Raw genomic sequence first — 24,211 nt, 5'->3', positions numbered from 1 at the left:
TGCCGTGATCGGAACTTCGGGCGCGGTGCTGTTTGCAACGATTTGCAACTCATACCTATCGCCGGACTTCTGCCACTGACCGCCGACTAACGGCGTTTTGGTGACGTTGTTCATCGGCCCATCACCCCAGCTCACCGGCCCGACAATTGTGTTCAGGTTGGTGGAGGTGATTGCCGAAATGATCGAAGACGGGTCTTCCAGGTCATCAGCCCGTTTGATGACATCTGCGACGACCTCGAACAGTGCGTGCTTAAAGCCGAGCGGTTGCGTCCAAGGACGGCCCGACTCTGCCGTATAACCTTCGGCAAGGTCTTTCGAAGAAATGCCGGTGAGTGAGGACGAGAAAGGATGATGCGGTGACCACCAGACCTCGGTCGATAGCCCGTCACCACGGTCGCCCAACGATTCAATGACGGATGGGAACAGAAGTGCCTTGCCAATGGTCACGACCTTCGGGTTGAACCCTTGCTGGGCGGCCTGGCTCCAGAACGTAGCAAAATCTGGCGGGATCATGTTGCCAGTGACGATTTCGCAACCAGCAGCCTTGAACGCAGCGATCTGGTTTGAGAAGTCGTCTGACAGAGGCTGATAGCGACCGGGATCGGTCAACGTGTAGCCAGCTGCGGCGAGCGGTTTAGGCAGGCCCAGTTCCGCATCGCCCCAAGCATTACCGTCGGCATCGTTGGGGAAAAGACCACCCACGGTCTTGGTCACGCCAGTTTTGTCCCACATATCAAGGAACGCTGCGATCACATCTTCTAGGCCCCAGAAGAAGTGATAGGTCGTTTCAAACCCCTCACCCGGAACGCCGTTGCGACCAAAGAAATAGGGCTGCCAAGGACAGTCGGTTGTGATGCAGGGAACTTCGTTTATCTCTGCCTGATCGGCGACAGGGTTCACTGTGTCCGGAGTTGAGGCCGCAACGATGATATCAACTTCATCACCCAGGATCAGGTCAGCGGCGACCTCGGCTGCGCGGTTGGGGTTGGACTGGCTGTCTTTCGAGATGATTTCGACATTCCAGGTCTTGCCATTGTTATCCAACCCAGCTGAAAAGACCTGCTGTATGGCTTGAAGCACGTACTCGTCGGCCTCAGCGAAACCAGCCAATGGACCGGTACGCGGGCTCACATTGCCAATCCTTAGCGTCGGGTTGGCAGCATAGGCGCGGGTTCCCCGGAGGATAGCCGGAGCAGCGATTGCTGCCGTGGCTCCGGCTAGGAAACTGCGCCTTGTGGCCGTTCTGTAAGTCCTTGTCATTGCGTCCTCCCTTCACCGGCCTCCCGCCAGTGTTTGATTGATCTTACAAAGTCTTCTCGAGATTTTTCAGATGTGTCGCGACGCGCTGGCGAACTTGGTCTGCCTCGCCCTCGGCCCATTTCCTGAACCCTTCGCCGGATTTCATGCCCATCTTACCCGCTTCGACAAGCGACTTCAGGTAAGATGAAGGGCCCTTTTGCGCCTCAAGATCGTGCAGCACGTTTTCGTGGATATCGAGCGTCAGATCGGTGCCAACCAGATCCGCGTTTTCCAACGGACCGAGGACCGCCAATCGCCGCCCAAAGCTGGACTTGATCACAGTATCAACCGCTTCCGCGTCACATATCCCGTTTTCCACCAGACTGACCGCTTCGCGCCACAACGCGTGTTGGAGTCGATTGCCGATAAAGCCGGGCACGTCTTTCTCGACCATCACCGGAGTTTTCCCGGCACCCTTCAACAAATCGAACATCGTCTGCGCGATCTTGGGGTCGGTCCATTCTGTCTTGATGACTTCGACCAAAGGGATCATGTGCGGAGGGTTCCACCAATGCGTTCCCAACGCACGGCTTTTCAGTCGCAATCCAGACATGATCTGAGTGATGGGCATGACCGACGTATTTGAAGCGAGTATGCAGGTCTCTGGAGCGTGCGCTTCAATCTCAGCAAAAATCGCTTGCTTAAGCTCCAGCTTTTCCGGTGCCGCTTCGAATACAGCGCCAGCATTTCGAACTGCACCTTCCGTTGTCGCAAATATCTCAATCATCTTGAGGGTTTTTGTGATTTTGACCTCTTCGTCCCCCATCGCGGCCATGCTGGCTCGGATGCGGTCAGTCACGGTGGCTCGCGCCTCTTCAACGGGGTCTGTGATGGCGACATATTGACCTGCTTTTGCCAAGGTCAGGGCGATACCGTGCCCCATAAGCCCCGCGCCAATTACCGCTATCTGCTGCTTCTTGCGCACCATTCTTTAACCTGCCGTGTATCCGCCATCGGCATGAAGGATATGCCCGGTGTAAAAATCAGATGCCCGCGACGCGAGAAACAGGAGCGGACCTGCAAGGTCTTCTGGCTCACCTAGTCGTCCTTTGGGAACCCGGGTCAGGAAGCCATCGCGCACCGCCTTCGCTTCGTCGGTTTCTTCGAACATCCAAGCCGTCAAAGGCGAACGGAATACCGTCGGCGCAATCGCGTTGACGGTAATCCCTGTTGGCCCCAGCTCACATCCCAAGGCTTTGGTTATCCCGTTCACTGCAGCCTTTGACGCGCAATACGCTGTGTAACCGGCAGGGTGTCCCAGGATGCTGCGCGCAGAACTGACGAAAATGATCTTGCCATATTCGCTTTGCTTCATGTGTGCCGCCGCCGCGCGCGCCAACAACCAGCTCTGGTTCACGTTGGCGTCCATCACTGCGTCAAAGGTTTCTGGCGCCATTTCGTTGATCGGCGCAACTTTGTTCATACCGGACGCGACAACGAGAATGTCGAGCTTACCAAAGTTGTTGACGGCTTCGTCGACCAATGCCTCACATGACGCTTCATCAGTCGGTCGTGAGTTTATTGCAACGACCGTTGCACCAAGTGCCTCGCACTCTTTGGCAATCTCATCGAGCGCATCTTGGTTGCCTGCAGCCAGTACCAGATTGCAACCAGCCCCGGCGAGGACACGCGCGGCCACCATCCCGAAGGCACCCGAGGCTCCGGTGATCAGCGCGACGTTTCCCATAACGTCAAACATCTTGAGTGGATCTGACATTCTTTTCGTCCTCAGCTTTCTGGCGGATACGGAATGACCACCAGCATTTTGCAGGTGTGGTTGGCGCGGTTTTCAATTTTGCGCACTTCGCCCGGCGCGATCGTGCAGCTGTCCATAGGTTCAAGAGTGGTTTCGGTACCATCAACGATCACGGTCATTTCACCCTCCAGAACCACGTAGACCTTCTCAAAAGGCGTAGAGTCTGGCCCTGCACCACCGCCCGGCAGGAACTGGCTGAAGCCGATCCACTGATTTGTCGGCCCGCCTTCCTCAAACCCCTGCAAGCGAAGCCCATGACATCCAAAATGGTTCGGGGCTTCGTAGGGTTGCGCGTCTTGAAAACGCTTCAGATGCATGTCCATCTCCGCTCAGGATTAATGGCGGCCGCCGGCGAACCGGCGACCGGTCCGTGAGTGTTCAGAAGTCTTCGCCAGCTTCAATGCGGTAGGATTGGTTCTTGTCGATCATCGCGACCAAGCGGATGATGCAACCGTCGCCACGGTCCCAATTCCACGGGAAGAACGCGAAGGTGCAACGCTTGCCGGTCACTGCATCCAGATCGCCGCCGACGTTTTCGATGCCGAGAATGCCTTTAGAGAACAGCATGTTGTGTACCGGCTCCCACTCGGGGAAATCAACCTCCCACGGCGTCCCGCCTGACCACTCAAGATACTCTTTTTCGAGGTGTGGCATGATCGGACCGTTTCGCTGCGGACCGATGGCAGTTGCCAGCGGGTGATCGTTCGCCTGGGTATCGTGGCCAACGACTTTCACACCCTTCTCTATCATCCACTCAGCAGCGGAAGGAACGAGACCTGGGCAATAAGCAAAGTAGTCACCGTCTTCGTATTGCTTATGCCAACCGGTGTTGATGATCAGAACGTCACCCTTGCGGATTGCGTGCCCGCAAGCCTTCTCCAGATCATCTCCTGTGATTTGTTCCCACTTCTTCTTGGGAACCGAGACGACCAATCCCGAACCGAAGAAATGCGGCAGCGGGACTTCGTCGATAAACGGCGTTCCCTGAACGACGTGCGCTGGAGCATCAATATGCGTCGTCACGTGCATCGTTGTGGTAATCGTCTGCGACAGCACACCGGACTTGGCCATATAGTGTTTCCGGTCAATCTGAACATCTTTGAAATAGGGCCAATTCGGACACTGAAACCCGTATCTGTGGCTCAGGTTGTAAAACTCGAGCCCCATGTCATTGTCGGTGTTTGCCTGAAACTCAATGCCGCGGATTTCAACCATTGGGCATATCTCCTCTGTTCGCCGGTGATGCGGCGTTTTCTGCATTTTCAATTGTCTGGGTGGCCTCCCCACCTGTCCCGAATGATGATGCATGCGCACCGCATCGCGGTCAACTATAAACTCACTATACGGTTGACTTGCATCGTATAGTGGTACACCTTGCGAAGGTGTTTGTTACCCGGAACGGCGTCGTCAAGAAACGATAGAGAAGTGTAAATGTCTGATAAAAATGATAAAGTTGGCATTCAAGTCATTTCGAGAGCAGCTTCAATTCTGCGTGTTTTGAAGGAAAGCCAATCTGGGATGAGCTTGGGGAAAATTGCCGAACGCGTTGGCCTGCCCCGCTCTACGGTACAAAGAATCACAAGCGCCCTCGCGGAAGAGAAGTTTGTTATTGCCGACGCGAATGGCGGTGGGTTACGGCTTGGCCCTGAATTGAGCGTCCTCGCAGGTGCGGCTCACTACAACATTGTCGAACACTGCCGGCTTCTGTTGACAGAGCTGACGCAAAAGACCGGAGAGACGACAGACCTCGCGGTTATGCGTGGCATCGGTATGGTTTTTTTGGATCAGGTTCCCGGTGTTTATCGTTTGACGACGGTCTCGCAAGTTGGAGAAGTTTTTCCATTGACCACCACGGCGAATGGTAAAGCGTGCCTCGCGCAGCTCGATAAAGAGGATGCGATCAAGCTGATTCGAAATGAATGGGACCGGAATGGTGTACAGAGGAACTTGGATGAGTTCTTGTCCGAGCTGGACATGACCCGAGAAAACGGCCTCGCTTATGATTTGGACGAACATTCTGCCGGAGTGTCGGCAATAGGGTTCTCTTTCGTCGATTGGGTCGGGGATCTGCACGCGATCTCGATACCGGTACCAACGACGCGGTTCTCAAGGCAAAAAGACAAAATCGAACAAGCGCTGCTAGAGACAGCCGCCAATATACATCAAACATTTCAATAAGACTGGTGCTAAGGCGAGCTCGACAGTGTTCCAAGAAATGCAACTAAGTCTGCAATCTCCTGCTCAGACAAATTGAGTTCGGCAAGTACGGCTTCACCATCGGCGTGCAACCTTTCCGTATCGATCTCGCTGTAGTGCCTGATGACGGCATCCAAATCGACCAGACTGCCGTCATGCATGTAAGGCGCGGTTTCGGCCACTCCACGCAGGCTGGGCGTACGAAAGGTTCCAAAATCAGAATGGCTTCTGCGCACGCTGCGAACCGCCCAAGCGCCTTGCTTATCTGGATCATCGTTCCATACGCCGTCCAAGGTGTACGGGCTGGATAGTAAAAAATTCAGCCCACGGAATCGCCCTTCGTCGACTTCGGTTTCGTTCAAAAAATAGGGCACGCCGGCGTCGTGGAACTCGTTGTTAGAAAATCTCGGACCGTTGTGGCAAAACACACAATTCCCGCGCCCTAGAAAGAGCTGTAAACCTCGCTGGGCGGCTTCGGGATAGTTCGACGCTGCCGCCAGATCACGTTGTTCCAGGGCATCACGAAAGTCGTCAAACTGTGTCCGGTCGGTAGTTAATGTCTCCAGATAGGCCGATATGGTTTTGGCAGTATTGACCAGCACAAGTTCTGGTTCTTGGTTCTGGATGCCACCGAAAATAGCTTCAAAATCATCAATATAGGCACTCTCAAAAATGGCCGATTTTAAACTCTCTTTACTGTGCGCCATCTCTTGTTCTTGGATGATCGGATGCAAACTGGCTGCCCAAAGGTTGTCGCTCTTGCCGCCCCATCCATACCAGCGGAGACCGGCCAGATTTCTCAGTGATGGAGTATTCCGATCTAACAGGACACGACCAAGCGCCCGGGCCTCGGACGTGGTAAATGCCTGCCCAGGATCGTGACAGCTCGCGCAGGCAAATGCTCCGTCGACGGACAACACCGGATCATTGAACAATGCCTCTCCGAGCGCGATCGCTCTGACATCGTTTGAAACCCTGTTGCTTGGATCCGAGGAGACGGATGGTGGCCATGGCCCGAAGGACAGCGTTTGTTGAATTTCGTCTTCAGTCAACAGGACTTCTGCGTGCACTGAACCCGTCAGGACTATTAGCGCAGCTGTCAGCAACACCTTCATTTCAACTCAACTTCGGACGTGTACGATACCGGTTCCCCACCGAAGCCAACATCAACTTGCAGCTCCCATAAACCCGGCATGTGAAACAACATGTCATCGACACGGAACAACCCGTCGCCTAACTCTGTGACCTTAGGGACGTAGTTCATCCCGTGTTGGTGAGCAGGCATGGTTGCATCGACACGAAGCGTGTCGATGGCAATTTCATCGCAGACTGAAATCAGAATGGAAAATGGTTGGGCCAAAGGGACTTCATCCACGACCATATGCACTTCGGGTGCGTCTAGAACTTCGGAACTCAATCGCTGCCCTGTCGCTTCACAAGCAACAGCCATGCCGGAAGATATTAGAAACAAGGCAACCCAGCGGATCATTCTGATGCCAGCATACGTTCCGCATTGGCATACGCAATGTTGTCCGCGATCTGGTCCGGAAGCAAATCCAGCCATTCGCGCGAAAAATCAGCATGAGGGCCTACGTAATACCAACGTTCCGGTGCGAACGTATCTGTTCCGACCATGAACCGATCAGGATGGGCTTCGAACGCAGCTTTCCAATTCGGGTCGATACTGCCTCGTGAGACCATGTCCGAACGAAATGCCAGATCGGCCCAAAGCCTAGGATAGGTATCTAGAGCATCGACAACACTAGCTGGGTCGTCAAAGCCAGAATGGGCCCACAAAACCCGCGCCTCTGGCCAGGTTTCGAAAATCAAGTCGACGGCCTCGCGATCACCGTGGTGGTGCAGGATTAGGTTCTTCTCCTTTGCAAGTGCGATCATGCGTTGGATAACCGGCGTTTCGATGTCGTCTCCATAGGCGTGGAATTCACCGATGGCTTGGTATTCGTTCTTGGACAGATTTGCTTCCAAATAGTCGATTACAGTTTCATCGTGCATCCAGGTGTTGATCTCACCGCGGCGACGGTAAGGGCGCAGTGCCGGAACAACGATATCTGGTGCTGCGGCCAACAATAGTTGAGTGCCATTGTCATCCGAGCTGGAGACCAGGGCTTTACGAACTCCCGCATCCCGAAGGATTTTGGCCACCTGTTCAGGAGGAACCAGTTTGACGGCATCGTGGCTGTAATGAATATGCGCGTCAAAGATCGGGCGCTCTTCTGCGATAGCAGTACTGCAAAACAGCACGGCACCTAAAATGAAGATATGTTTCAGCACCTCAAGCCTCCTCAATATCGTTCAACCTCTGGCAAGCCTCACGTCAAAATTCACGTGCAAGAAAGGCTCGGTGATCTTACCGGAAAGTTCCATGCCATCCGGAAATTCTGAAACTGGCCGTTCAACATAGGTCATCACCAGATCGTCCCGAACACCAAACACCGTATCCTGATCCAGATAGGGGTCATCATCCGGGAAAATTTCGGTCACCAGAGATCGGTACCCCGGAGCCTTGACGATAAAATGGAGGTGTGAGGGCCTCCAAGGATGGCGGCCGCAAGCGCGCAGTATGTCGCCAACTGGCCCGTCGGACGGCACCGTGTACTCCACCGGCTTCACGGTCGTGAACGCGTAACGCCCGTCGGCGCCAACCGTCATTAAGCCGTGAAAAGAGTATGTGTCCTGCTCTTCATCCTGACTTGCATACATTCCATTTGGCGCAGTTTGCCAGATGTCGAGCTCTGCTCCGGCAATGGGATTGCCTTCAGCGTCTCGGATTACGCCTTCGGCGAGCAACACCGGCCCACCATAGTGGCGCTTCATATCCCCACCGACTGGCAGCGCGGGCGCGCCGGACACGTGAAAAGGACCAAGCACAGATGAACTTGTTGCTTCCGGACTGGAATGTAGCATGTCCACCAATGAGGACAGGCCCAACACGTCCGAGGCCAACACGAACTCATGCCTGTCCTCGGATTCCACGGCGGCACATCCCTCCAGAAGCGCAATCCCGGAGCGCCACTCGTCATGCGTTAGGTTGGTTTCCCGCGCGAAGTCGTGGAGGTGTTTGACCAGGGAGCCCATGATTTCACGTGTCCGTGGATCGGTGTCTTTGGAAAGATAACCCATGAACACGTCAGTGATATTGTCTTTGGTGACAGAGCGCATCTTGGCCTCCTTAAATCAGGGCAAGGCTGAGGATCGGGAACTCGATCAGAATAAACAGGACGATCAGCATCACGAACGCAAAGGGAAGTGCGCCCATGAACACATCCTTGAGCGATATTCGGTCATCGTTGATCGTCGATTTGATGACGAAACAGGATATACCTAGCGGCGGGGTCAAAAGTCCGATTTCGGCGCCGACCACGGTGATGATCCCGAACCAGATCAGCGACATGTCCAGGGCTTCGGCCATGGGCAAGAACAACGGGACGACGATCAGGATGATCGATGCAGTATCCAGCAAAGTCCCTAGAAAAAGCATCAACAAAACGTAAAGCAACATTATCGACCAGAAGGACGCCGAGTTCCCTGCAAGCAGGTCCTGCAACTGATTGGGCAGCCCGGCCAGTCCCAGCATGCGGCTGTAAATTGAAGCTGCTGTAATCAGGAACAAGATCGCGGCTGTAATGTGACCGGTTTCCAGCAACGCGTCCCAGAACGCTCTTGGTGTCATGGACTTGCGTACGACTGCGATCACGAGCGCAACCAGTGCCCCGGCGGCACCCGCCTCGACAGCGGTTAGCCATCCTGTGTAAATGCCACCGAGCACTACCGTGATAATGAACAATGTGGGCAAGGTCTTGGATGCGATCTCGCGTCCGGACATCCATTCGGTGTCGTCGACGACCCGGCCGCCCACAAATGCAGGTGTGAAGCGGCCCATCAACCAGATCGCGCCCACATAAGCTATCGCCAGCATGATACCGGGTATTACTCCCGCCAGAAACATGTCCCCTACGGACTGTTCGGCGACAAAGGAATAGATGATCAGCATCGCCGAGGGTGGAATAATCATCCCCAAAACCGACGACCCGGCCACAACCCCAACCGCAAAACGTGGATTATATGCCTGCGCCATCATCTGCGGGACCGAGACCTTGGTGAACACGGATGCGGACGCAATGGACGACCCGGTAACGGCCGCAAACACGGCATTTGCTCCGACGGTCGCCATTCCGATACCGCCTTTGACCTTGCGAAATCGCATGGTCATGACCTCGTAAATATCCCTGCCTAGTCCCGCTTTTGAAACGATGAGCCCCATAAAGGTAAACAGAGGGATTGTCGCGAAACTGTATTCCATCGCGCTGTCGCCCACCGCAACCTTCAGCAGGTTGAGCGCAAGCGTGAAGTTGTCCCGCATCAGCCAGATCGACACGAAGGAGACCACGCCTAAAGCAATCGGAATGTAGACGCCCGCGTAAATCAGAAAGACGATGGCAACGACCGAGATCAGGCCAATCTCAATCGGCGTCATTCTGCGGCCTCGTCATGCTCTGGGGTGCGAATAAGTTGCGGGCGGTCCTGCGCCGTGACGACCTTGAGCAGGAAGATCACGCAGGCAAGCGCAGTACCGCACGCGATGACCAGTTTGACCGGCCACCATGGCAGTGTGAAAAGACCCGGAACTCCGAAGTAGTCCTGCGTTTCCCACATATGCAGGAATTCCGGGAAGGTCACATAGGCAATTAGGCCCATGAAGATGGCCGAAATCGCGTTGATAATCCGCCTCAGATTCGCGGTCAGACCGGGGCGTCGATGGTGCAGCAAGTTCAGAAACCCGTCCGAGCGTGTCAACCGATCCACTCTTACAACGTCTGCCAATTGCAGAAAGACGATCATCACGACCGAGAATTGCACCATCTCATATGTTCCGCGCAGCGGAGCCGAAAAAAGACCGCGCGCAATCACGTCAATGTTCAGAATGACCACCAATGCAAGGACGACAAGTGTTCCCAATGCGTTGGCGGCGATTGCGAGCGAATTGGCGACCCGCGACAAGCCAGCAACTGCGGTCTTCAGCATAAATGGCCCCTTTCGTGGATCGCCGGCCGGTTATTCAGCCGTCCAGTCACGCACACCGGTGAAACCGGCATCTTGAAGCTTACCGAGATAGGCAGCCAGCATTTCTGTTCCCTGCTCACCGTTGTCGTTCAGCGTCGCAGCCCATTCCTGTGCGACATTCGGCATGGCGTTTGCCCAGGCGGCACGGTCTTCGTCTGAAACTTCGACGATGGTTCCACCCGCTTCAACGTATGCGTCCCGCGAAGCAGCAGCCCGGTCCATTGCGATACCTGCGACGTGGTCCCGGTAATCAATGGCGACGGCCTTCAACACGTCTTTGACTTCGTCCGGCAGGCCTGCCCAGTAGTCGGCATTGACGGTGATGGTCTTGGAATTCACGGCCCCCAGATCAGCCTTGAGCATGTATGGGGCCACTTCCGCGATCTTGAACGTCTTTGCAGCTTCGGGCCAAAGCATGCCGCAATCGACGAGGCCGGTTTGAAGCATATTATAAAAATCGGTCAGGCCTCCGCGCACGCCTGCCGCATCCTTTATACCTTCAAGGTAACGCAAGTTAAGACCTGCACCGGCGATCTTACGACCTTCAAGATCGGTAACCGAAGAGACCGGCTCTGTGCAGAAAATCTGATACGTGTCGAGAACAACGCCAGTCGCCAGATAGACTTGGTTCTGAGCCGCAAACTCATTCTGCATCGCAGGATACTCGCGTGCAATTTCATCCACAGCCTTGGCCACAGCGCGGGAATCCGACGCCACGAAGGGTGTCGAACCCGAAATGCCCTGACTGGGCAGTTTCGAGGAATGGAAGATGGTTGTGACGATACCAATGTCGCCAAGGCCAAGCTGAATCCCTTCCAGAACGCCTTTCGGCTTAACGATTGAACCGCCGTAGTTCTCTTGCCAGTTCATCTTATAGTTGCCGGAATCACCCAGCCGTTTGTCTACTTCTGGAATGAAGAAGTTGGTGAATTCTTTCACCCACAACGCGCGGTCGGGATAGCCATCAATTACGACGGCAGAGATGGTCTCTTCTGCCGCGAGGGGCATCGCCATGACGCCTGCCAGAGCAGCGCCCGCTAGGCTGCGTTTGGTCCAGTTTTTCATTTCTCTCCTCCCAGAAAGTTGGATCTTTTTTATTTTTTAGCTTTGACCCAGTTGACGGTCAGGTCCGTGCCTGCCGCTTCAAACAGTTTTGCGATGGCGCAATATTTAGCTGTCTCCTCGCCCACGCGTGTCAGCTCCTCCTGACTGGCGTGCGTCTCACAATTCACGGTGAGTTCGATTTCCGGAAACGGAACATCGATCTCCTCTTCCATCAGCACACCACGCCGGTCCAACCTGCATTTCGCGTCGATTGTCACACTGCCGAGGTCAACTCCCAACCGATGTGCGTTCTTGTGCCCGATGACATTCGTACAGGCGATCAGGGCTGCCATTGCGGTTTCGGTCGGAGACGGACCAAGATTTGTCCCGCCGCGTTCGACGGGTTCATCGACAACAACATCAAGATCGCGAATTGGTATCTCAGTCCGCGCATGAGTCGGGCACTGAGCTGTCGTGCGGTACGTCACGACAGGTTTTACTTTCATAGCCACAGCGTCACCTCCTCATGCATAAGAGCAAACCTTTTCGAATGGGAAGCGCGGCAGCTTGTGAAACAATCCTGTTTCATCTGCGTAACCCAGATTGCACAAGAAGTTCGACTTGAGCGTCGTTCCTGCAAAGAATTCCTCGTCGACAATTTTGTTCGAAAAGCCTGACATCGCACCGACATCCAACCCGACCGCTCGGGCGGCGATCATGAAGTAAGCGCCCTGAAGTGTTCCATTGCGAAACGCTGTATCGGCTACATATTCGGGATTGCCTTCAAATAATGGCCGTCGGTCTTCGTGCGGGAAAAGAAAAGGCAATTCCTTCCAGAAGTCCATGTCATAGGCAATGATCGCCGTGACCGGAGCATCCATCATCTTTGGTACATTCTTCGGCTTTAAAGACTTTGCAAGCCGCTCTTTCCCTTCAGGACTTTTCACGAAAACGAAGCGTGCGGGCAACGTATTCATGCTGGTCGCGCCGTTGATCGTGATGTCGTAGATCTCTTCAAGTATGTCGTCAGAAACAGGCTTGTTGGTCCACGCGTAGTGCGATCTGGATTCGCGCAGGATCAAGGCGATCGCGTCATCCGACAAGCGTGGAATGCGCTCGCGCAGATCGCGGTGATCTTGCTGCGCCTTGGCGCGAAGTGCCTCCAGCTCTGCTCCGGTTGGTGCGCTCATGCTGCGGCCACCTTGGACTTGGCGTCTTTTTCGTCAATGATTGGGCTGGCGCAAATTCCAATGCCTTCAATCTCGACCTCAACGGTTTCGCCGGGCTTCAACCAACGGGGATTGGGCTTTTTGGCGTGCCCGACACCAGGCGGTGTTCCCAGAGCAATAAGGTCTCCGGGCTCAAGAGTGGTGTACTCTGAAATCGTCGCTAGGACCTGACGAACGCCCCATATCATGTTGGCAGTGTTCGAGCTTTGAAGGATTTCATCGCCCACACGGCTTTCGATCTTCAGACCTGACGCTCCTTCGGGCAGTTCGTCTGGCGTTACAGTGAATGGACCGATCGCACCTGTGTCATCAAAGTTTTTGCCGGGCGTCCATTGAACGGTTTTGCGCTGATAATCTCGCAGTGACCCGTCATTGAACACGGTGTAGCCAAAAACATAGTCCAACGCAGCCTCTTCCGAGATACGGCGGCCGCGTTTTCCAACGATCAGCATAAGTTCGGCTTCGTAGTCGAGCTTCTCGGAACAGGCAGGCCGCACCATAGGTTGCCCTGCCGCCATGATCGAGTTCTTCCCGCGCATGAACAGCGTCGGATATTCCGGGATGTCATACCCGCCTTCCTTGATGTGGTCCGTGTAGTTCAACCCCATGCAAATGATCGTTCCAGGAGCGGCAACGGGCAATGCCGGAGTGATGGAAGACACGGGCACAGTGTCTGCGGCGTCAATTTTGCTGGCAAGTGAGTCGGCCAGTTCGGGCTTGGCTATCAAACCCATCAAATCCGAACCGACAGCAGGGTCCAAAGCCGTTAGATTCACTGCGTTTTCGCCGTTTACAGCAAAAACCGCTGTGCCTTCCGAAGTCTCTCCCACCAGGTATTTCATTTTCACCATCCATCTCAGTTCGCTTGATTTTTGCCGACTATTTTGCATTATGTCAAATAATATCGATATTTTTGGAGAGTGCCGATGGTCGCCTGGTCAGACTATAAATCAGAAGCAAAAAACCGTGGCGCACTTGCTTTGGAGCTTTACGTTGCACACAGCACACCGGCCAAAACCCCGGAAGATGTAAAGGCTTCGCTTCCAGATCACTTAGCGTATCAGGCGCGGCTTGAGCGTTCGGGGCAGCTGGCTTTTGCCGGACCTATGTCGGATGAAACCGGGGAACATATGCAAGGCATGGGCTTGATCATCTATCGCGCCGACAATCTTGAAGCCGCCCGAAAGCTGGCCGAGGACGACCCCATGCACAAAAGCGGAGCGCGCAGCTTTGTACTTCGACGTTGGATGATCAACGAAGGCTCGCTGAACGTTTCAATTGGCCTATCGACTGGAACGAGTGCCCTCAGCTAAGAGCACCCAAGAGTTTGCGCTGGTTAAAAGGAACAGCCGGATATGGATCCCATGCTTGATACAGAGGGCAAAGAAACATCAGCCACTCATGGTGCGTATCGTAGGCTGCGCGAGATGATCCTGACCGGCGAGCTACCTCCTGGACAAAAGCTCAAGATCGAGCAGCTTCGCGGGTTACTGGATACCGGCGCAAGCCCGGTTCGCGAAGCACTTAGCCTTTTGACTTCGGACATGTTGGTCGAGCGGATTGATCAGCGCGGATTTCGGGCAGCGCCAGTCAGCAAGTGTAACTTCGAAGAAATCCTGCTGTTGCGATGCAACCTTGAGGAAACTGCGCTTCGCGCCTCCATCGCCAATGCGGATGCGGCCTGGGAAGATCGGCTTGTCCTGCGTCACCACCATATGAAAAAAGCTGGCCAGAACGAGGCGCACGATTTTGAAGATGCCCACAAGGCCTTTCATATGGCCTTGTTAGCCAATTCAAAACTGCCGCTACTGCTAAGGTATTGTTCGCAGCTTTACGACCTGAACATTCGCTACCGCTATCTGGCGGCCGGCGGTTCGAGCTACAAAAAGCGAGACATCGCCGCCGAACACCAGCAAATCCTGGACGCGGCATTAAATCACGACGCAGATAGCGCAACTCAGCACTTGATCGATCACTATCGTAGAACAGGTGAGTATCTGAGTAGTCAGATGAATTCTTAATGTGCGACGAAGTTGGTTTCTGAGCGATCTGTTGAACCAATTGTTTGACCGCCCTAGCCACAGGCCTGGACTAGACGACAAACGACCAATTGAAGAGCTTTGCGAAGAGCTATGTGCGGCCGAAGGTGAAGTATCGGGCTTCCTGCTCGCTTCCACGGTTCTTGGTGGATACCAGACCTTGAGCGACCCGGTGAAACTAGATTTTTTAGCTATTTGATTACTCAACGCCCGTAGATGCCTTCATTGGCAGTTTGACGTCCATTGGGTGTATGTCGACGTTGCAACGAACTGCAAAAAATCTCTGAAGGGGTGTAATGTGAAGCGCTCTTTGATTGAGTGCATCCCTAATCTGCAGATCAAATGATCCATCGTTTCACCCCGTCAGATAGCCGACAATACTCCTGCATGCAGAGAACGTCGATTTCGATGCCAATATGGACATTGACGAGCGGCTATGCGCACCTTGAAACATGTCGCTCACGGAAGACCTGGACCTAATATTAGAAACTGCCCTGCCAACCGATCTCAGCTTTCGGCAGATCGAAAGGGCCGTGATAGACAACTGCATTAGCGAAACCCGGCGATACGCTTCGGAGGGCTCTATCGAAGCTTTTCTGATGTCCGCGATGCGCCTATTGGCGCTTCCCCAAAATGGACACACACGGCTGATCCCGAATGATGCGATCTCGGTGCTACCGCTGCGGTTCGTGAGTGTGGGGCGTTCAGTTCAAGTTATTGGGGCGCCACCAGGGATAACTGCACCGCGAGGAAAACTGATCGCAGTCAATGGTGCAACTTTGAGCCAAATCGAAGCCATTGCAGAGAAATTTTTGGCGGGAACGTGCCAAAGGAAACGGGTTATCGGACCGATACTTCTGGCTTGGCCCTACGCTCTGACACGTTTGGGTTTTTCGTCAAACAGCGGCACGACCGAGTATCGTGTGCAGGGCGAAAATGGGCAGATTACCAACCTGAAAGTGGAAAATGGAAATACTGTCCCTGGATCGATGCTCTACCCAAGAAACGAACACGGCAAGGCTGATCCTGCCTGGGAGCCCCAAACCTTTGTGGAGTTTAAGGACTGGCAAGATCTCGGGTTATCAATAGCATTGCCAAGTTTCTTTGATCCGAGCGAAAGCGCGCTGCCTAAAGCCATCTCAGATGCAGCGGATCACGTGCGCGCCTGCTCGGACAAAACCCTATTAATTGACGTTCGCGGAAACACCGGTGGCGATTTTCTTCTAACGATGCCCTTAATCGACGCAATCTCGCAAAGCGCAAGTAAGCAGATTGTTGTGCTTGTCGATAAATTCACGTTTTCCGCAGCGATCGTGTTTGTCGCCATCCTCAAACATCGTTTGGGAAACAGGCTCAAACTCATTGGGGAGGAAATGGGCGACGGGTTGACGTTCTTTGCCGAGGGCGGGTTGCTTGATTTGCCGATGAGTGGAGCGGTCGTTCGATACTCATCAGCCTTTCACGACTGGAAGAACGGAACGTCTGACGAAACCACACCAGCCGATATCGCGCAACAAATCGTACCCGCAGGAGAACTGAATTTGGACCGGAAATGGGTCGCAAGGCCTGCAGTTGAGGATGCACATGGCGCGTTCTACCAACGAATTCTCAAAGGCATGAATGGTTAGGTGTAGAGAAGATCTACAATAATGTCGGTGTATCGAATGCTGCGCGGGGTACGAACCACAATAGTGCGCATTCTATCGGCTTCCATCAGTTCAGTTTTGCGAGATGCTGTTGCAAATTCAGTGTTGGCTTGACTGAGGTCGAGCCTATTTCAGGAGCCGTCGCAAACCAGCGTTAGCTTGATATCTTTCCACAAAAGCTTGACGTGTCAGCGCAATAAATCTGAACCGCAGATTGCCAGATTGGTCTCACACACAGCGTATCAACCACGCTCAACTGAAGGGGACCAAGAAATGAAGAAGACACTGATTACATCCGTCGTCGCGCTCACCATTGCTCTGAGTGCTGGAATGTCCATGGCCGGTCCGCTGCGTGACCACAGCCAACGCAGTTTTACGGGGGAAGCTCTCAAAACCGCTGCAAAAAGAAACAGCAAATACAAGAAGGCAGATATGTACTATGAAGCCTTTACATCATCCACATCGTCTGGCGCGAACTGGAGCTCGGAACTGCCTTATGTTGTAGTCATTCCGGTTGAGGACAATGGCAACTACACTTGGATTTTTGGCAAGACGACGGGTTCCGACCTGTCTGATCAGCTGATCTGGATGAACTACCGGTAGCCGAGTGTTGATCCAGGCAGATCAGCCCTAAAAAAGCGACGTGTCGCTATATAACTCCGGGCCCCGGTCTTTCACTCCGGGGCTCGGCTGCGCTTGTCAACGTCAACCTATTCTGGTTCGAGGGGGGCGTAACCTCATCTACCCGACAGCGACCGTCCCACTGCGAAAAATGCGAGCGGGCGCTAGATTGATGCCATTTCTCAAAGCCCTGACGTGCCAGCGCAATCAATCTGAGCCGCAGATTGCCAGATTGATTGCACACACAGCCTACCAAACAGGTTTAGCGTAAAGGCACTGAGAGATGAAAAACGTCATGATCACATCCGCTATGACACTCGCCATTGTCATGAGTGCCGGAATGTCTATGGCCGGTCCGTCACGCGACAGCCTAAGCGGGTTTGCACAGGGTATTCGTCCATCAGAGAACAGCATCAAGGTGTTCCGCACTGCGACGCAAAGCAACGGTTCCAAAGCCCTCACCGTCGGCCAGGCGCTGCCTGAGTTGTCGACGACCGCAGGACCAACGTTCTGGGTTGAAACCAATGGTGAACGCGACAGCTATGATGTCGGTGCAGGAGAGATGAATACGAACAGCGGCAGCCTTCGTTATGGTGCGAATTTGCCTTTGGCTGAGGTCGCAGGCGGACAGGTGTTCGGCGGGCTGGAATTTGGCATCGGTAGCCTGTCATCGGACGTTGGATCCAACTTTGCCAACGCCGATATCTCGGCCGACGCTTACGATGCAACGCTTAGCGCGCTTTGGGTAGCGGATAGTCAGTTCTATGTCGAAGGGCAGCTTCGCTATGGGTATTTCGACGGCGAGATACGTCCCAACGGCGGGGCAGCCATGGATGCCGACGGCAGTGGGTATGAGATATCTGTTGAAGTGGGTAAGCCCTTCAAGCTGCAGAACGAATGGACGCTCATCTCGCAAGTGCAGGTCATGTACAGCGATATCGACATGGACGATGTCCCTGATCGGATCGAGGGTGGTCGGATCGGATCCCTGGTGGAAGGCGACACATTAACAGCCCGGGTCGGACTGCGCGCTGAACGTGCCATAGCAAACAACTCAATGCTCTACGGTCAAATCGATTTCTACCATACGTTCGACAACACGACTTCGGTGGTATTTGGGCAAAATACAGTATTCACCGAGCGCGGTCAGGACACAGCGGTCCTGACCTTAGGCAGCAATGTCCCTCTGTCGGATCGCTCGCAGTTCTATGCTGAGATCACCGGTGAAAGCGGATTGGGGAGCAGCTCGGATGACTACAGCTTCGGCTGGAACATCGGCTTTGAGGTCCAGTTCTAAAGCGAAATGGTGTTCAGGCGTCAGCTTGATGTCTTTTCTCAAAACCTTGACGTGTCAGCGCAATAAATCCGGGCCGCAGATTGCCAGATTGGTTTCACACACAGCGTATCAAGCACGCTCAATCAAAAGGGACCAAGAAAATGAGAAAGACTCTGATTACATCCGTCACCGCATTCGCCATTATTCTGAGTGCTGGAATGTCCATGGCTGGCCCGTTGCGCGACCACAGTCAACGCGGGCTTGCACAGGATGTTCGTTCGTCAGTTTCGCAAACATTTGACGTTGCTGGCACAACTGCCAACAACAACCAAACAGACAAAATGTCTGCTTCTGTCCCCGGTTCTGTGTTTATGTGTTCTCGCGGCGGACCCAACAAAGCTTTCGGCTCTGACCATCGCTGTTCATTCGACTTGTATCCGAACATTCCTGGGCACTGATCAATCATCGAACCCGTGTGAAAAATTTGTGTTGATCCAAACGCTCTTAACCGAAAGGGACCAAAATATGAAAAAGGCACTGATTAATTCCGTCACTGCGTTCGCCGCTATTCTGAGTGCTGGAATGTGCATGGCTGGCCCGTTGCGTGACCACGGCCAACGCAGCAATGCACATGATGTTCGCTCAGCAGTTTCACAAACCCGCACGCACGCTGATACAAAACCCAAATACCCCCAAACCATCAAAAAACCTGCCCGCGGTTACGGTTCGACCTCAGAAAACTCGATTGATGAAGATTGCGTTGATGCATGCACTGATGCCTTGTCATAAGCACACAGAAGTCTTTCCGGCGGATGCTTGAAGTTGCGTTTCATCGACAAGCATCCGCGCAAAACTCGTATAACTTGGTGATGTTGGTAATACCTGAGATCATTTCGCGATCATCTTGGCAGGCATACAGGGACTGTCCGGCTCACAGTTTTGTTGGATTTATAGATCTTGAGATCACCTTAAGCCGTTCGAACACTACCTGATGAGGTACCTGTCCAAACTCGAAGCCAACACATCGAAACCGCAGCTGGTGTCAGCCATACTGCGGTTTCGATAGTGACACGAACCACCTAAACCTCGACTTCAACCTTGCCTATAGCGTTCGAACAGCAGGCCAGAATATAGCCCGCCTCGATGTCGTCTTCCGATATTCCGCCATTGTGGACCATGTGAACCTCGCCAGAGGTTTTCTTGACCTTGCAAGTTCCGCACACGCCGAAAGTACATCCCGACGGAATGTTCAAACCAACCGAGCGCGCGGCGGCGAGGACCGTATCGGTTTCGGCTACTTTGGCAGTCACACCCGAGGTCGCGAACAGGATCTCGGCATTGCTGTCATCGTCGAGGACAACGTCATCCAACTCAGGTAGATCCGCCTCAGTTTCTACCGGCGCGCCAAAGCTCTCCTGATGGTAGTTGTCCATATCAAAGCCAAGACCAGCCAGAGCTTCCCGCACCGCCTGCATGAAGGGCTCAGGGCCACAACAATAGACCTCGCGCTCAAGGTAATCAGGCGCCATCAGACCCAGCATCAACTGGTTGAATTGACCCTGATATCCCGTCCACGGACGGTAGCGATCCGGCTCCTCCACAACAAATTTCAGATCCAAACCATCAGTACGGCTGGCCATCTGCTCTAACCGCTGCCGAAAGATGATCTCGGACGGACGTTTGGCGCAATTGATGAAAACGACATCCAGATCACGACCTTCATCCCACATACAGGTGGTCATCGACATCATCGGGGTGATGCCGGAGCCAGCCGAGATAAGCAGGTACTTTCCTGCCTGGCTTTGGGCGTTGGTAAACAGACCCCCAGGCCCAATGGCCTTGAGGCGCATACCGGGTTGAAGGTTGTCCAGCATCCAGCGCGTTCCGATACTGTCGGCTTGCGCTTTGGCAGTGATGGTTATCGACCGTGGCCGCGACGGCGATGATGAGATCGTATAGGTGCGATGCACGACACCTCCGGGTTGACCCGGAGCTGGGATTTCGAGCGTCAGGAACTGACCTGGGTGATAGGCGAACTGCGCACCAGACGGGGCACGGAATGAAAAACTGGCGGTGTTCGGCATCTCGGGCACGACAGAGACGCATTCCAGCATTTCGCCATCCTGCCAGATGGCCGAAGAGAGCGTGTTCAGATCTTTCATCAGCCTTACTCCGCCGCCATTGTGTCCGGCGCCAGGCGAGCCGACAACGTGCTGCAATACCAATCCACGAACTGCAGCACGCCGGATTCCTGAATAGGTGAATACGGACCAGGTACATAGGCCGGGCTGTTGATACCCTGCTGGTTATCCTCGACCACCTGGCGATCTTCGTCATTCGTGGCGACCCAGACTTCGGTCAGACGTTTCACGTCGTAGTCTACGCCTTCAACCGCGTCCTTGTTGACCAACCATTTGGTAGTGACCTCAGTCTCTGTCGGGCTGATCGGAGTGACTCGGAAAACAAGCGAGTGATCGGCAAGGAAGTGGTTCCACGTGGTCGGATAGTGGAACTTCAAAAGCGATCCCGCATCGGCAAAGGGCGACCGACCCAACCAGCGGCGCACGGCAGACTTTCCGTCCATCGTATAGCTCTCAGCGCCTTCTTTCAGCGGCATACGCGCCAGACGGTATTGACCGTCTTCATTCAGGTAGAACTGCGATGGCATGCCCGCAGCCTGACACCGGTCGAAATGGGTCTGCATGTAGGCTGGTGTCTCACCACCTTCGATCCCTGTAACGCCCGGATCGTCAGGAAAAGTCCGGCACAGAGCAGGATGGTTGCCGCCACAGTGATAGCACTCGCGGTTGTTTTCCCAGACCAGCTTCCAGTTGCCGTTCTCGATGATTGAGCTTTCAAAGGCGACCTTGGCATTCCCGAGATCGTGCGGCTCAAGATAGGGGCGCGCGATATTAGCGAACGTATCGAAATCCGGGGCGTCATCCGCCAAACAGATATATACTAACCCGGCGAGCTCGCGGCAGTGAACTGTCTTCAATCCATGCTGTTTGGGATCGAAGTCCGGCCCCATGTCACGGGCCCATAGCAATGAGCCGTCAAGTTCGTAGGTCCACTGATGATACGGGCAAACCAGCTTCGGCGCATTGCCTTTTGCTGCCTTGCAGATGATCGAACCGCGATGACGGCACGTGTTGTGAAACGCTCGTATCTGGTTATCGGAGCCGCGCACAATAATCACTCGGTAGGCGCCTACATTGTACGTAACGTAGTCGCCCGATTTCACCAACTCACACGCGGGAATGGCAAACAGCCAGTCGCGATAATGGATGGTTTCAAGGTCGGTCTGAAAAATCTCGGGATCGGTATAAAACGCCTGTTCCAGAGCATAACCCGGGTTTCGACGCGCCAACAGGCTTTGGATATTGTTCACTTCTGGCTCTCCTGCCGCGCCCCGCGGCATTGCTTGGGCAGATGACAAGGAGGAACCGTCCGGAGGCGTGCGAGGATCACGTCCGAAACCCGTGCCCCCACCGCCACCCGCGGTTTGACATATCTGAGAGGCTGGTTTCCGGACTTGAAAGGGACTTGCGCCCGGTTGCGACACCTTCCCGGGATCCTCGTCCCAGTGGTTGATTGTCGAACCTGACCTTCCTTACCGTTGCGGGGGCAGTGCCGGACTTACACCGGCTTCCCAATTCTCCGCTGCCTGAGAATCAAACAGCGGCACCTCACGAATACCAAGTTATTTCAGCCGCTTTTAACCGCTGAAATACTTGCGACATTCGCGGACGCAAAACAGACATCGGATTCCTCGCACGCAAATCAATACGTTCTATTGTTCTCCTACATCCAATCCTCAAATGGTTTGGCCCAGACCGATCAGTTCCGACAAATGCCTCTAATGAGCCCAAGCTGCGCCTTAGATTTTCTCTCAGTGCGGCGGGTAGATCTACTGGCAGTTGGTTATTGCAAGTTGCTGGACTTTTCTGCCGACTAGCCGGCAGGTACAAAACTGTGCTCGACTGCGGTTTCCCGTCGGAACACGGAAGGGAAACTACCGAGGATCAACAACCCAACAAGTGAGCAAGTTTTACTCGGTCAACTTTGGAATTGTGGCGTTTGTCCATTGGTATTTTTCTCACGTGGATCACTTTGGCAATACCCAGTTCCTGCGCCAGACTACTCCAGTTTGATAGCTGACCCGCGTCACCTTCAATGCATAAAGCGGGGCTTTCTTCGAAGTTCATAAGCGCACTGTTTGTCACGCCCGGCCATTGCCGGGCTGCAATTTCGATTGCGAAAGGAAAGGTGCGACCAGTCGGGGTTCTTACATCGCTCCCCAGTCTACCCAGCAACCACAAACGGCCCCGTTCATCCAAGTGACCCACATCGCCAGTTCGATGCCATATCGTGGTGCCGTCTTTGATTTTGTTTGCCTTGGAGTGCGTGGGATCAAGATAGCCATCATTTACATGATCGCCCGTGACCTGAACTTCATCGTTTCGAATTCGGAGTTTGATTTGCGAAACCGGAAACCCGACAAGAAGCCCCTTGCCTGCGGCCATTTCACGTTGGTCAACTTCGGAGATGTCACGCACATCAAGATGCGCAATCGGTTCAGCTTCGGTTGACCCATAGACGCAGACCACGTCCAGACCGGAATTGGAGAGCAGCCTCTCAACCAGGTCAGGAAACACCGGGCCGCCGCCGGTGAAAACCGTGTGCAGTTGGCCGGTATCTTTACACTGCGCAAGTTTTTCGCACAAAGACGGTGGGATCAGAAGCCGTGTAACTTGCTGCTTCGATATCCAGCCCGCTAACTGCTCGGGAGATAGTCGATCCAGATTGCTCATTTTCCAATTCGGCAGAATAGTCGTACGCCCGGCCGCAAGGTTTATCAGGGTGAAAACCGGGAACGCAACCAGATCCCGTTCAACTGCATCACTGTTTAGAAGCGGCGCAATGGCATCATGTTGCGCCATCAGAAACGCGTGACTGCGGGGTATGGCCTTGGCTTTACCTGTGGTGCCGGAGGTGAAGGAAATGAGCGCCGTGTCACTGTCATGAACAGTCGCGACTCCGGGGTCACTGCGGGCACTGCCTGGTAGTAAAAGACGCAGCTTAAACAGTTCCGGCACAACGAACTTCAGCAAAGCAAAGTGACCTGATGCGCAAAAGGCCTTGGGTTGGGTCGTTCTCGCTGCGTGACGCAACCCCGCGAGTCCCATCGCCGGTTCAGGCAAAACCACTGTTGCGCCCAATGACCATAAGGCCGCAAGGCTAGCGTAAAGATCAGCGTTGACCGGCATCGCCAGTAGAACGTGATCGCCTTGGCCAACTCCCCTGCGCTTCCACTTACTGGCCAATTGCTGTGCTCGTATCTGCACCGCACTAAAGGTGATCTCGCGACCGTCGCCCTCAACAATGGCCGTCCGGTCCGGGTGTCGATCAACCGCAATGGCAAAATGGTCCAGCAGGTTAGCCATCCAGACGCAGCCCAAACAGGTTGTACCGCCGGAATACCGTTGCCCCTTCGACAACGCTGCGATTGGCGGATTGGTTGTCATCATGGATCAACGCGTGGATGGCGGTGTCATAGCCAAGCCTCAGGGCTGACATATGGAATTGACTAGCCAAATGGCGACCTGCGCCACGTTCAAGGCTTGCATAGGTTTTTAAGATTGCCGCTGTCGGGTTTGGGCCTTCTGCATAGTTCGGGATGCCAAACAGAAAGCCCGCCAATGAGCCGTCCGGACGCCGGGCAAAAAAGATAAGCTCGCGCTTCAACATCGGAACGACAGGCATGTACATAGAAAGAAAATCACACTCAGAAATAGGCTTATAGAAGGCATTTCGGGAAAAAGCCTCAACAGATAGATGATACACTTGCCGGAATAATTCTTCGGGGTTGGTTCCGTCCCAGGGCTCGACATTAAATGCGTCGGTTGCAGCAGGAGAAGACTTGGCCGTTTTTGCCAATGACACACGTGCCGAGAAATACTTGCTGATGGTGATAAATCCCGCTGCCTTAAAGACGTCGGGCTCATGTGATTTGTTCGTCG

General features: G+C 54.1%; 26 protein-coding genes and 1 riboswitch. Of the genes, 7 read left to right on the top strand and 19 right to left on the bottom strand.

The window, feature by feature from the left end; translation table 11 throughout:
- The 5 genes from E1297_RS45540 to E1297_RS45520 form a co-directional block, all read right to left on the bottom strand.
- A partial coding sequence (locus E1297_RS45540; RefSeq protein WP_155150571.1) for an ABC transporter substrate-binding protein occupies positions 1–1,260 on the bottom strand: 1,260 nt, incomplete at its 3' end.
- 43 nt (positions 1,261–1,303) lie between these two features.
- Positions 1,304–2,227, bottom strand: a complete 924-nt coding sequence (locus E1297_RS45535; RefSeq protein ID WP_155150273.1) for a 3-hydroxyacyl-CoA dehydrogenase family protein — start codon at positions 2,225–2,227, stop codon at positions 1,304–1,306.
- A gap of 3 nt (positions 2,228–2,230) precedes the next feature.
- Positions 2,231–3,016, bottom strand: coding sequence for an SDR family NAD(P)-dependent oxidoreductase (locus E1297_RS45530; protein ID WP_155150271.1), 786 nt, complete (start codon positions 3,014–3,016; stop codon positions 2,231–2,233).
- An 11-nt stretch (positions 3,017–3,027) separates the two neighbouring features.
- Positions 3,028–3,372 (bottom strand): cupin domain-containing protein, encoded by a 345-nt coding sequence (locus tag E1297_RS45525; RefSeq protein ID WP_155150269.1) that lies wholly within the window; start codon positions 3,370–3,372, stop codon positions 3,028–3,030.
- 61 nt (positions 3,373–3,433) lie between these two features.
- Positions 3,434–4,270 carry a cyclase family protein gene (locus tag E1297_RS45520; protein WP_155150267.1) on the bottom strand — a complete coding sequence of 279 codons (837 nt, stop codon included), beginning with the start codon at positions 4,268–4,270 and terminating at the stop codon, positions 3,434–3,436.
- A 216-nt stretch (positions 4,271–4,486) separates the two neighbouring features.
- Between E1297_RS45520 and E1297_RS45515 the strand changes: the two genes are divergently transcribed.
- Positions 4,487–5,233, top strand: a complete 747-nt coding sequence (locus E1297_RS45515; RefSeq protein ID WP_155150265.1) for an IclR family transcriptional regulator — start codon at positions 4,487–4,489, stop codon at positions 5,231–5,233.
- An 8-nt stretch (positions 5,234–5,241) separates the two neighbouring features.
- On the opposite strand, the gene E1297_RS45510 is transcribed toward E1297_RS45515, so the two are convergent.
- The 10 genes from E1297_RS45510 to E1297_RS45465 are packed head-to-tail and all read right to left on the bottom strand — an operon-like array spanning position 5,242 to position 13,448.
- Complete coding sequence (locus E1297_RS45510) at positions 5,242–6,303, bottom strand: cytochrome-c peroxidase (RefSeq protein ID WP_196223570.1); 1,062 nt, start codon at positions 6,301–6,303, stop codon at positions 5,242–5,244.
- A gap of 59 nt (positions 6,304–6,362) precedes the next feature.
- Positions 6,363–6,740 (bottom strand): FixH family protein, encoded by a 378-nt coding sequence (locus E1297_RS45505; protein WP_196223569.1) that lies wholly within the window; start codon positions 6,738–6,740, stop codon positions 6,363–6,365.
- On the bottom strand, positions 6,737–7,543 hold the full coding sequence (locus E1297_RS45500; RefSeq protein WP_209016382.1) for an amidohydrolase family protein: 807 nt from the start codon (positions 7,541–7,543) through the stop codon (positions 6,737–6,739). Before E1297_RS45500 ends, E1297_RS45505 begins: the two co-directional genes overlap by 4 nt.
- Before the next feature lie 21 nt (positions 7,544–7,564).
- On the bottom strand, positions 7,565–8,431 hold the full coding sequence (locus E1297_RS45495; protein ID WP_155150257.1) for a dioxygenase: 867 nt from the start codon (positions 8,429–8,431) through the stop codon (positions 7,565–7,567).
- Between the two features lie 10 nt (positions 8,432–8,441).
- Positions 8,442–9,746 (bottom strand): TRAP transporter large permease, encoded by a 1,305-nt coding sequence (locus E1297_RS45490; RefSeq protein ID WP_155150255.1) that lies wholly within the window; start codon positions 9,744–9,746, stop codon positions 8,442–8,444.
- A complete protein-coding gene (locus tag E1297_RS45485; protein ID WP_155150253.1) occupies positions 9,743–10,294 on the bottom strand; it encodes a TRAP transporter small permease subunit in 552 nt (183 codons plus the stop codon). The genes E1297_RS45490 and E1297_RS45485 overlap by 4 nt, the downstream gene beginning before the upstream one ends.
- A gap of 30 nt (positions 10,295–10,324) precedes the next feature.
- On the bottom strand, positions 10,325–11,398 hold the full coding sequence (locus tag E1297_RS45480; RefSeq protein ID WP_155150251.1) for a C4-dicarboxylate TRAP transporter substrate-binding protein: 1,074 nt from the start codon (positions 11,396–11,398) through the stop codon (positions 10,325–10,327).
- 29 nt (positions 11,399–11,427) lie between these two features.
- Positions 11,428–11,883 carry an OsmC family protein gene (locus E1297_RS45475; protein WP_155150568.1) on the bottom strand — a complete coding sequence of 152 codons (456 nt, stop codon included), beginning with the start codon at positions 11,881–11,883 and terminating at the stop codon, positions 11,428–11,430.
- An 18-nt stretch (positions 11,884–11,901) separates the two neighbouring features.
- The gene (locus tag E1297_RS45470) at positions 11,902–12,567 is read right to left on the bottom strand and encodes a malonic semialdehyde reductase (protein WP_196223568.1); all 666 of its coding nucleotides are present in this window, start codon (positions 12,565–12,567) and stop codon (positions 11,902–11,904) included.
- Positions 12,564–13,448 (bottom strand): fumarylacetoacetate hydrolase family protein, encoded by an 885-nt coding sequence (locus tag E1297_RS45465; protein ID WP_155150249.1) that lies wholly within the window; start codon positions 13,446–13,448, stop codon positions 12,564–12,566. Before E1297_RS45465 ends, E1297_RS45470 begins: the two co-directional genes overlap by 4 nt.
- An 84-nt stretch (positions 13,449–13,532) precedes the next feature.
- Between E1297_RS45465 and E1297_RS45460 the strand changes: the two genes are divergently transcribed.
- The 6 genes from E1297_RS45460 to E1297_RS45435 all read left to right on the top strand — a co-directional run bounded on the left by E1297_RS45460 (position 13,533) and on the right by E1297_RS45435 (position 18,977).
- Positions 13,533–13,919 carry a YciI family protein gene (locus tag E1297_RS45460; protein ID WP_155150247.1) on the top strand — a complete coding sequence of 129 codons (387 nt, stop codon included), beginning with the start codon at positions 13,533–13,535 and terminating at the stop codon, positions 13,917–13,919.
- A gap of 42 nt (positions 13,920–13,961) precedes the next feature.
- On the top strand, positions 13,962–14,627 hold the full coding sequence (locus E1297_RS45455) for a GntR family transcriptional regulator (protein WP_155150244.1): 666 nt from the start codon (positions 13,962–13,964) through the stop codon (positions 14,625–14,627).
- Positions 14,628–15,097: 470 nt separating this feature from the next.
- A complete protein-coding gene (locus E1297_RS45450; protein WP_155150243.1) occupies positions 15,098–16,273 on the top strand; it encodes a peptidase S41 in 1,176 nt (391 codons plus the stop codon).
- Between the two features lie 291 nt (positions 16,274–16,564).
- Positions 16,565–16,894 (top strand): hypothetical protein, encoded by a 330-nt coding sequence (locus E1297_RS45445; protein WP_155150241.1) that lies wholly within the window; start codon positions 16,565–16,567, stop codon positions 16,892–16,894.
- A 313-nt stretch (positions 16,895–17,207) separates the two neighbouring features.
- The gene (locus tag E1297_RS45440) at positions 17,208–18,209 is read left to right on the top strand and encodes an autotransporter domain-containing protein (protein WP_209016379.1); all 1,002 of its coding nucleotides are present in this window, start codon (positions 17,208–17,210) and stop codon (positions 18,207–18,209) included.
- Positions 18,210–18,713: 504 nt separating this feature from the next.
- The gene (locus E1297_RS45435; RefSeq protein ID WP_155150236.1) at positions 18,714–18,977 is read left to right on the top strand and encodes a hypothetical protein; all 264 of its coding nucleotides are present in this window, start codon (positions 18,714–18,716) and stop codon (positions 18,975–18,977) included.
- A 290-nt stretch (positions 18,978–19,267) separates the two neighbouring features.
- Here E1297_RS45435 and E1297_RS45430 read toward each other — a convergent pair whose 3' ends face one another.
- The 4 genes from E1297_RS45430 to E1297_RS45415 form a co-directional block, all read right to left on the bottom strand.
- Positions 19,268–20,350: a hybrid-cluster NAD(P)-dependent oxidoreductase gene (locus tag E1297_RS45430; RefSeq protein WP_155150234.1), complete on the bottom strand. Its 1,083-nt coding sequence runs from the start codon at positions 20,348–20,350 to the stop codon at positions 19,268–19,270.
- A 5-nt stretch (positions 20,351–20,355) separates the two neighbouring features.
- Positions 20,356–21,609, bottom strand: coding sequence for an aromatic ring-hydroxylating dioxygenase subunit alpha (locus E1297_RS45425; RefSeq protein WP_155150563.1), 1,254 nt, complete (start codon positions 21,607–21,609; stop codon positions 20,356–20,358).
- Positions 21,610–21,690: 81 nt separating this feature from the next.
- A riboswitch (cobalamin riboswitch) is annotated at positions 21,691–21,895 on the bottom strand.
- Between the two features lie 318 nt (positions 21,896–22,213).
- Positions 22,214–23,635 (bottom strand): AMP-binding protein, encoded by a 1,422-nt coding sequence (locus E1297_RS45420; protein WP_196223567.1) that lies wholly within the window; start codon positions 23,633–23,635, stop codon positions 22,214–22,216.
- A partial coding sequence (locus E1297_RS45415; protein ID WP_209016378.1) for a hypothetical protein occupies positions 23,628–24,211 on the bottom strand: 584 nt, incomplete at its 5' end. The genes E1297_RS45415 and E1297_RS45420, both read right to left, overlap by 8 nt.

Source organism: Roseibium sp. RKSG952, from assembly GCF_009711355.1.
Note: the sequence above shows the minus strand (reverse complement) of the source record. Positions and strands in the feature narration are given on the sequence as shown.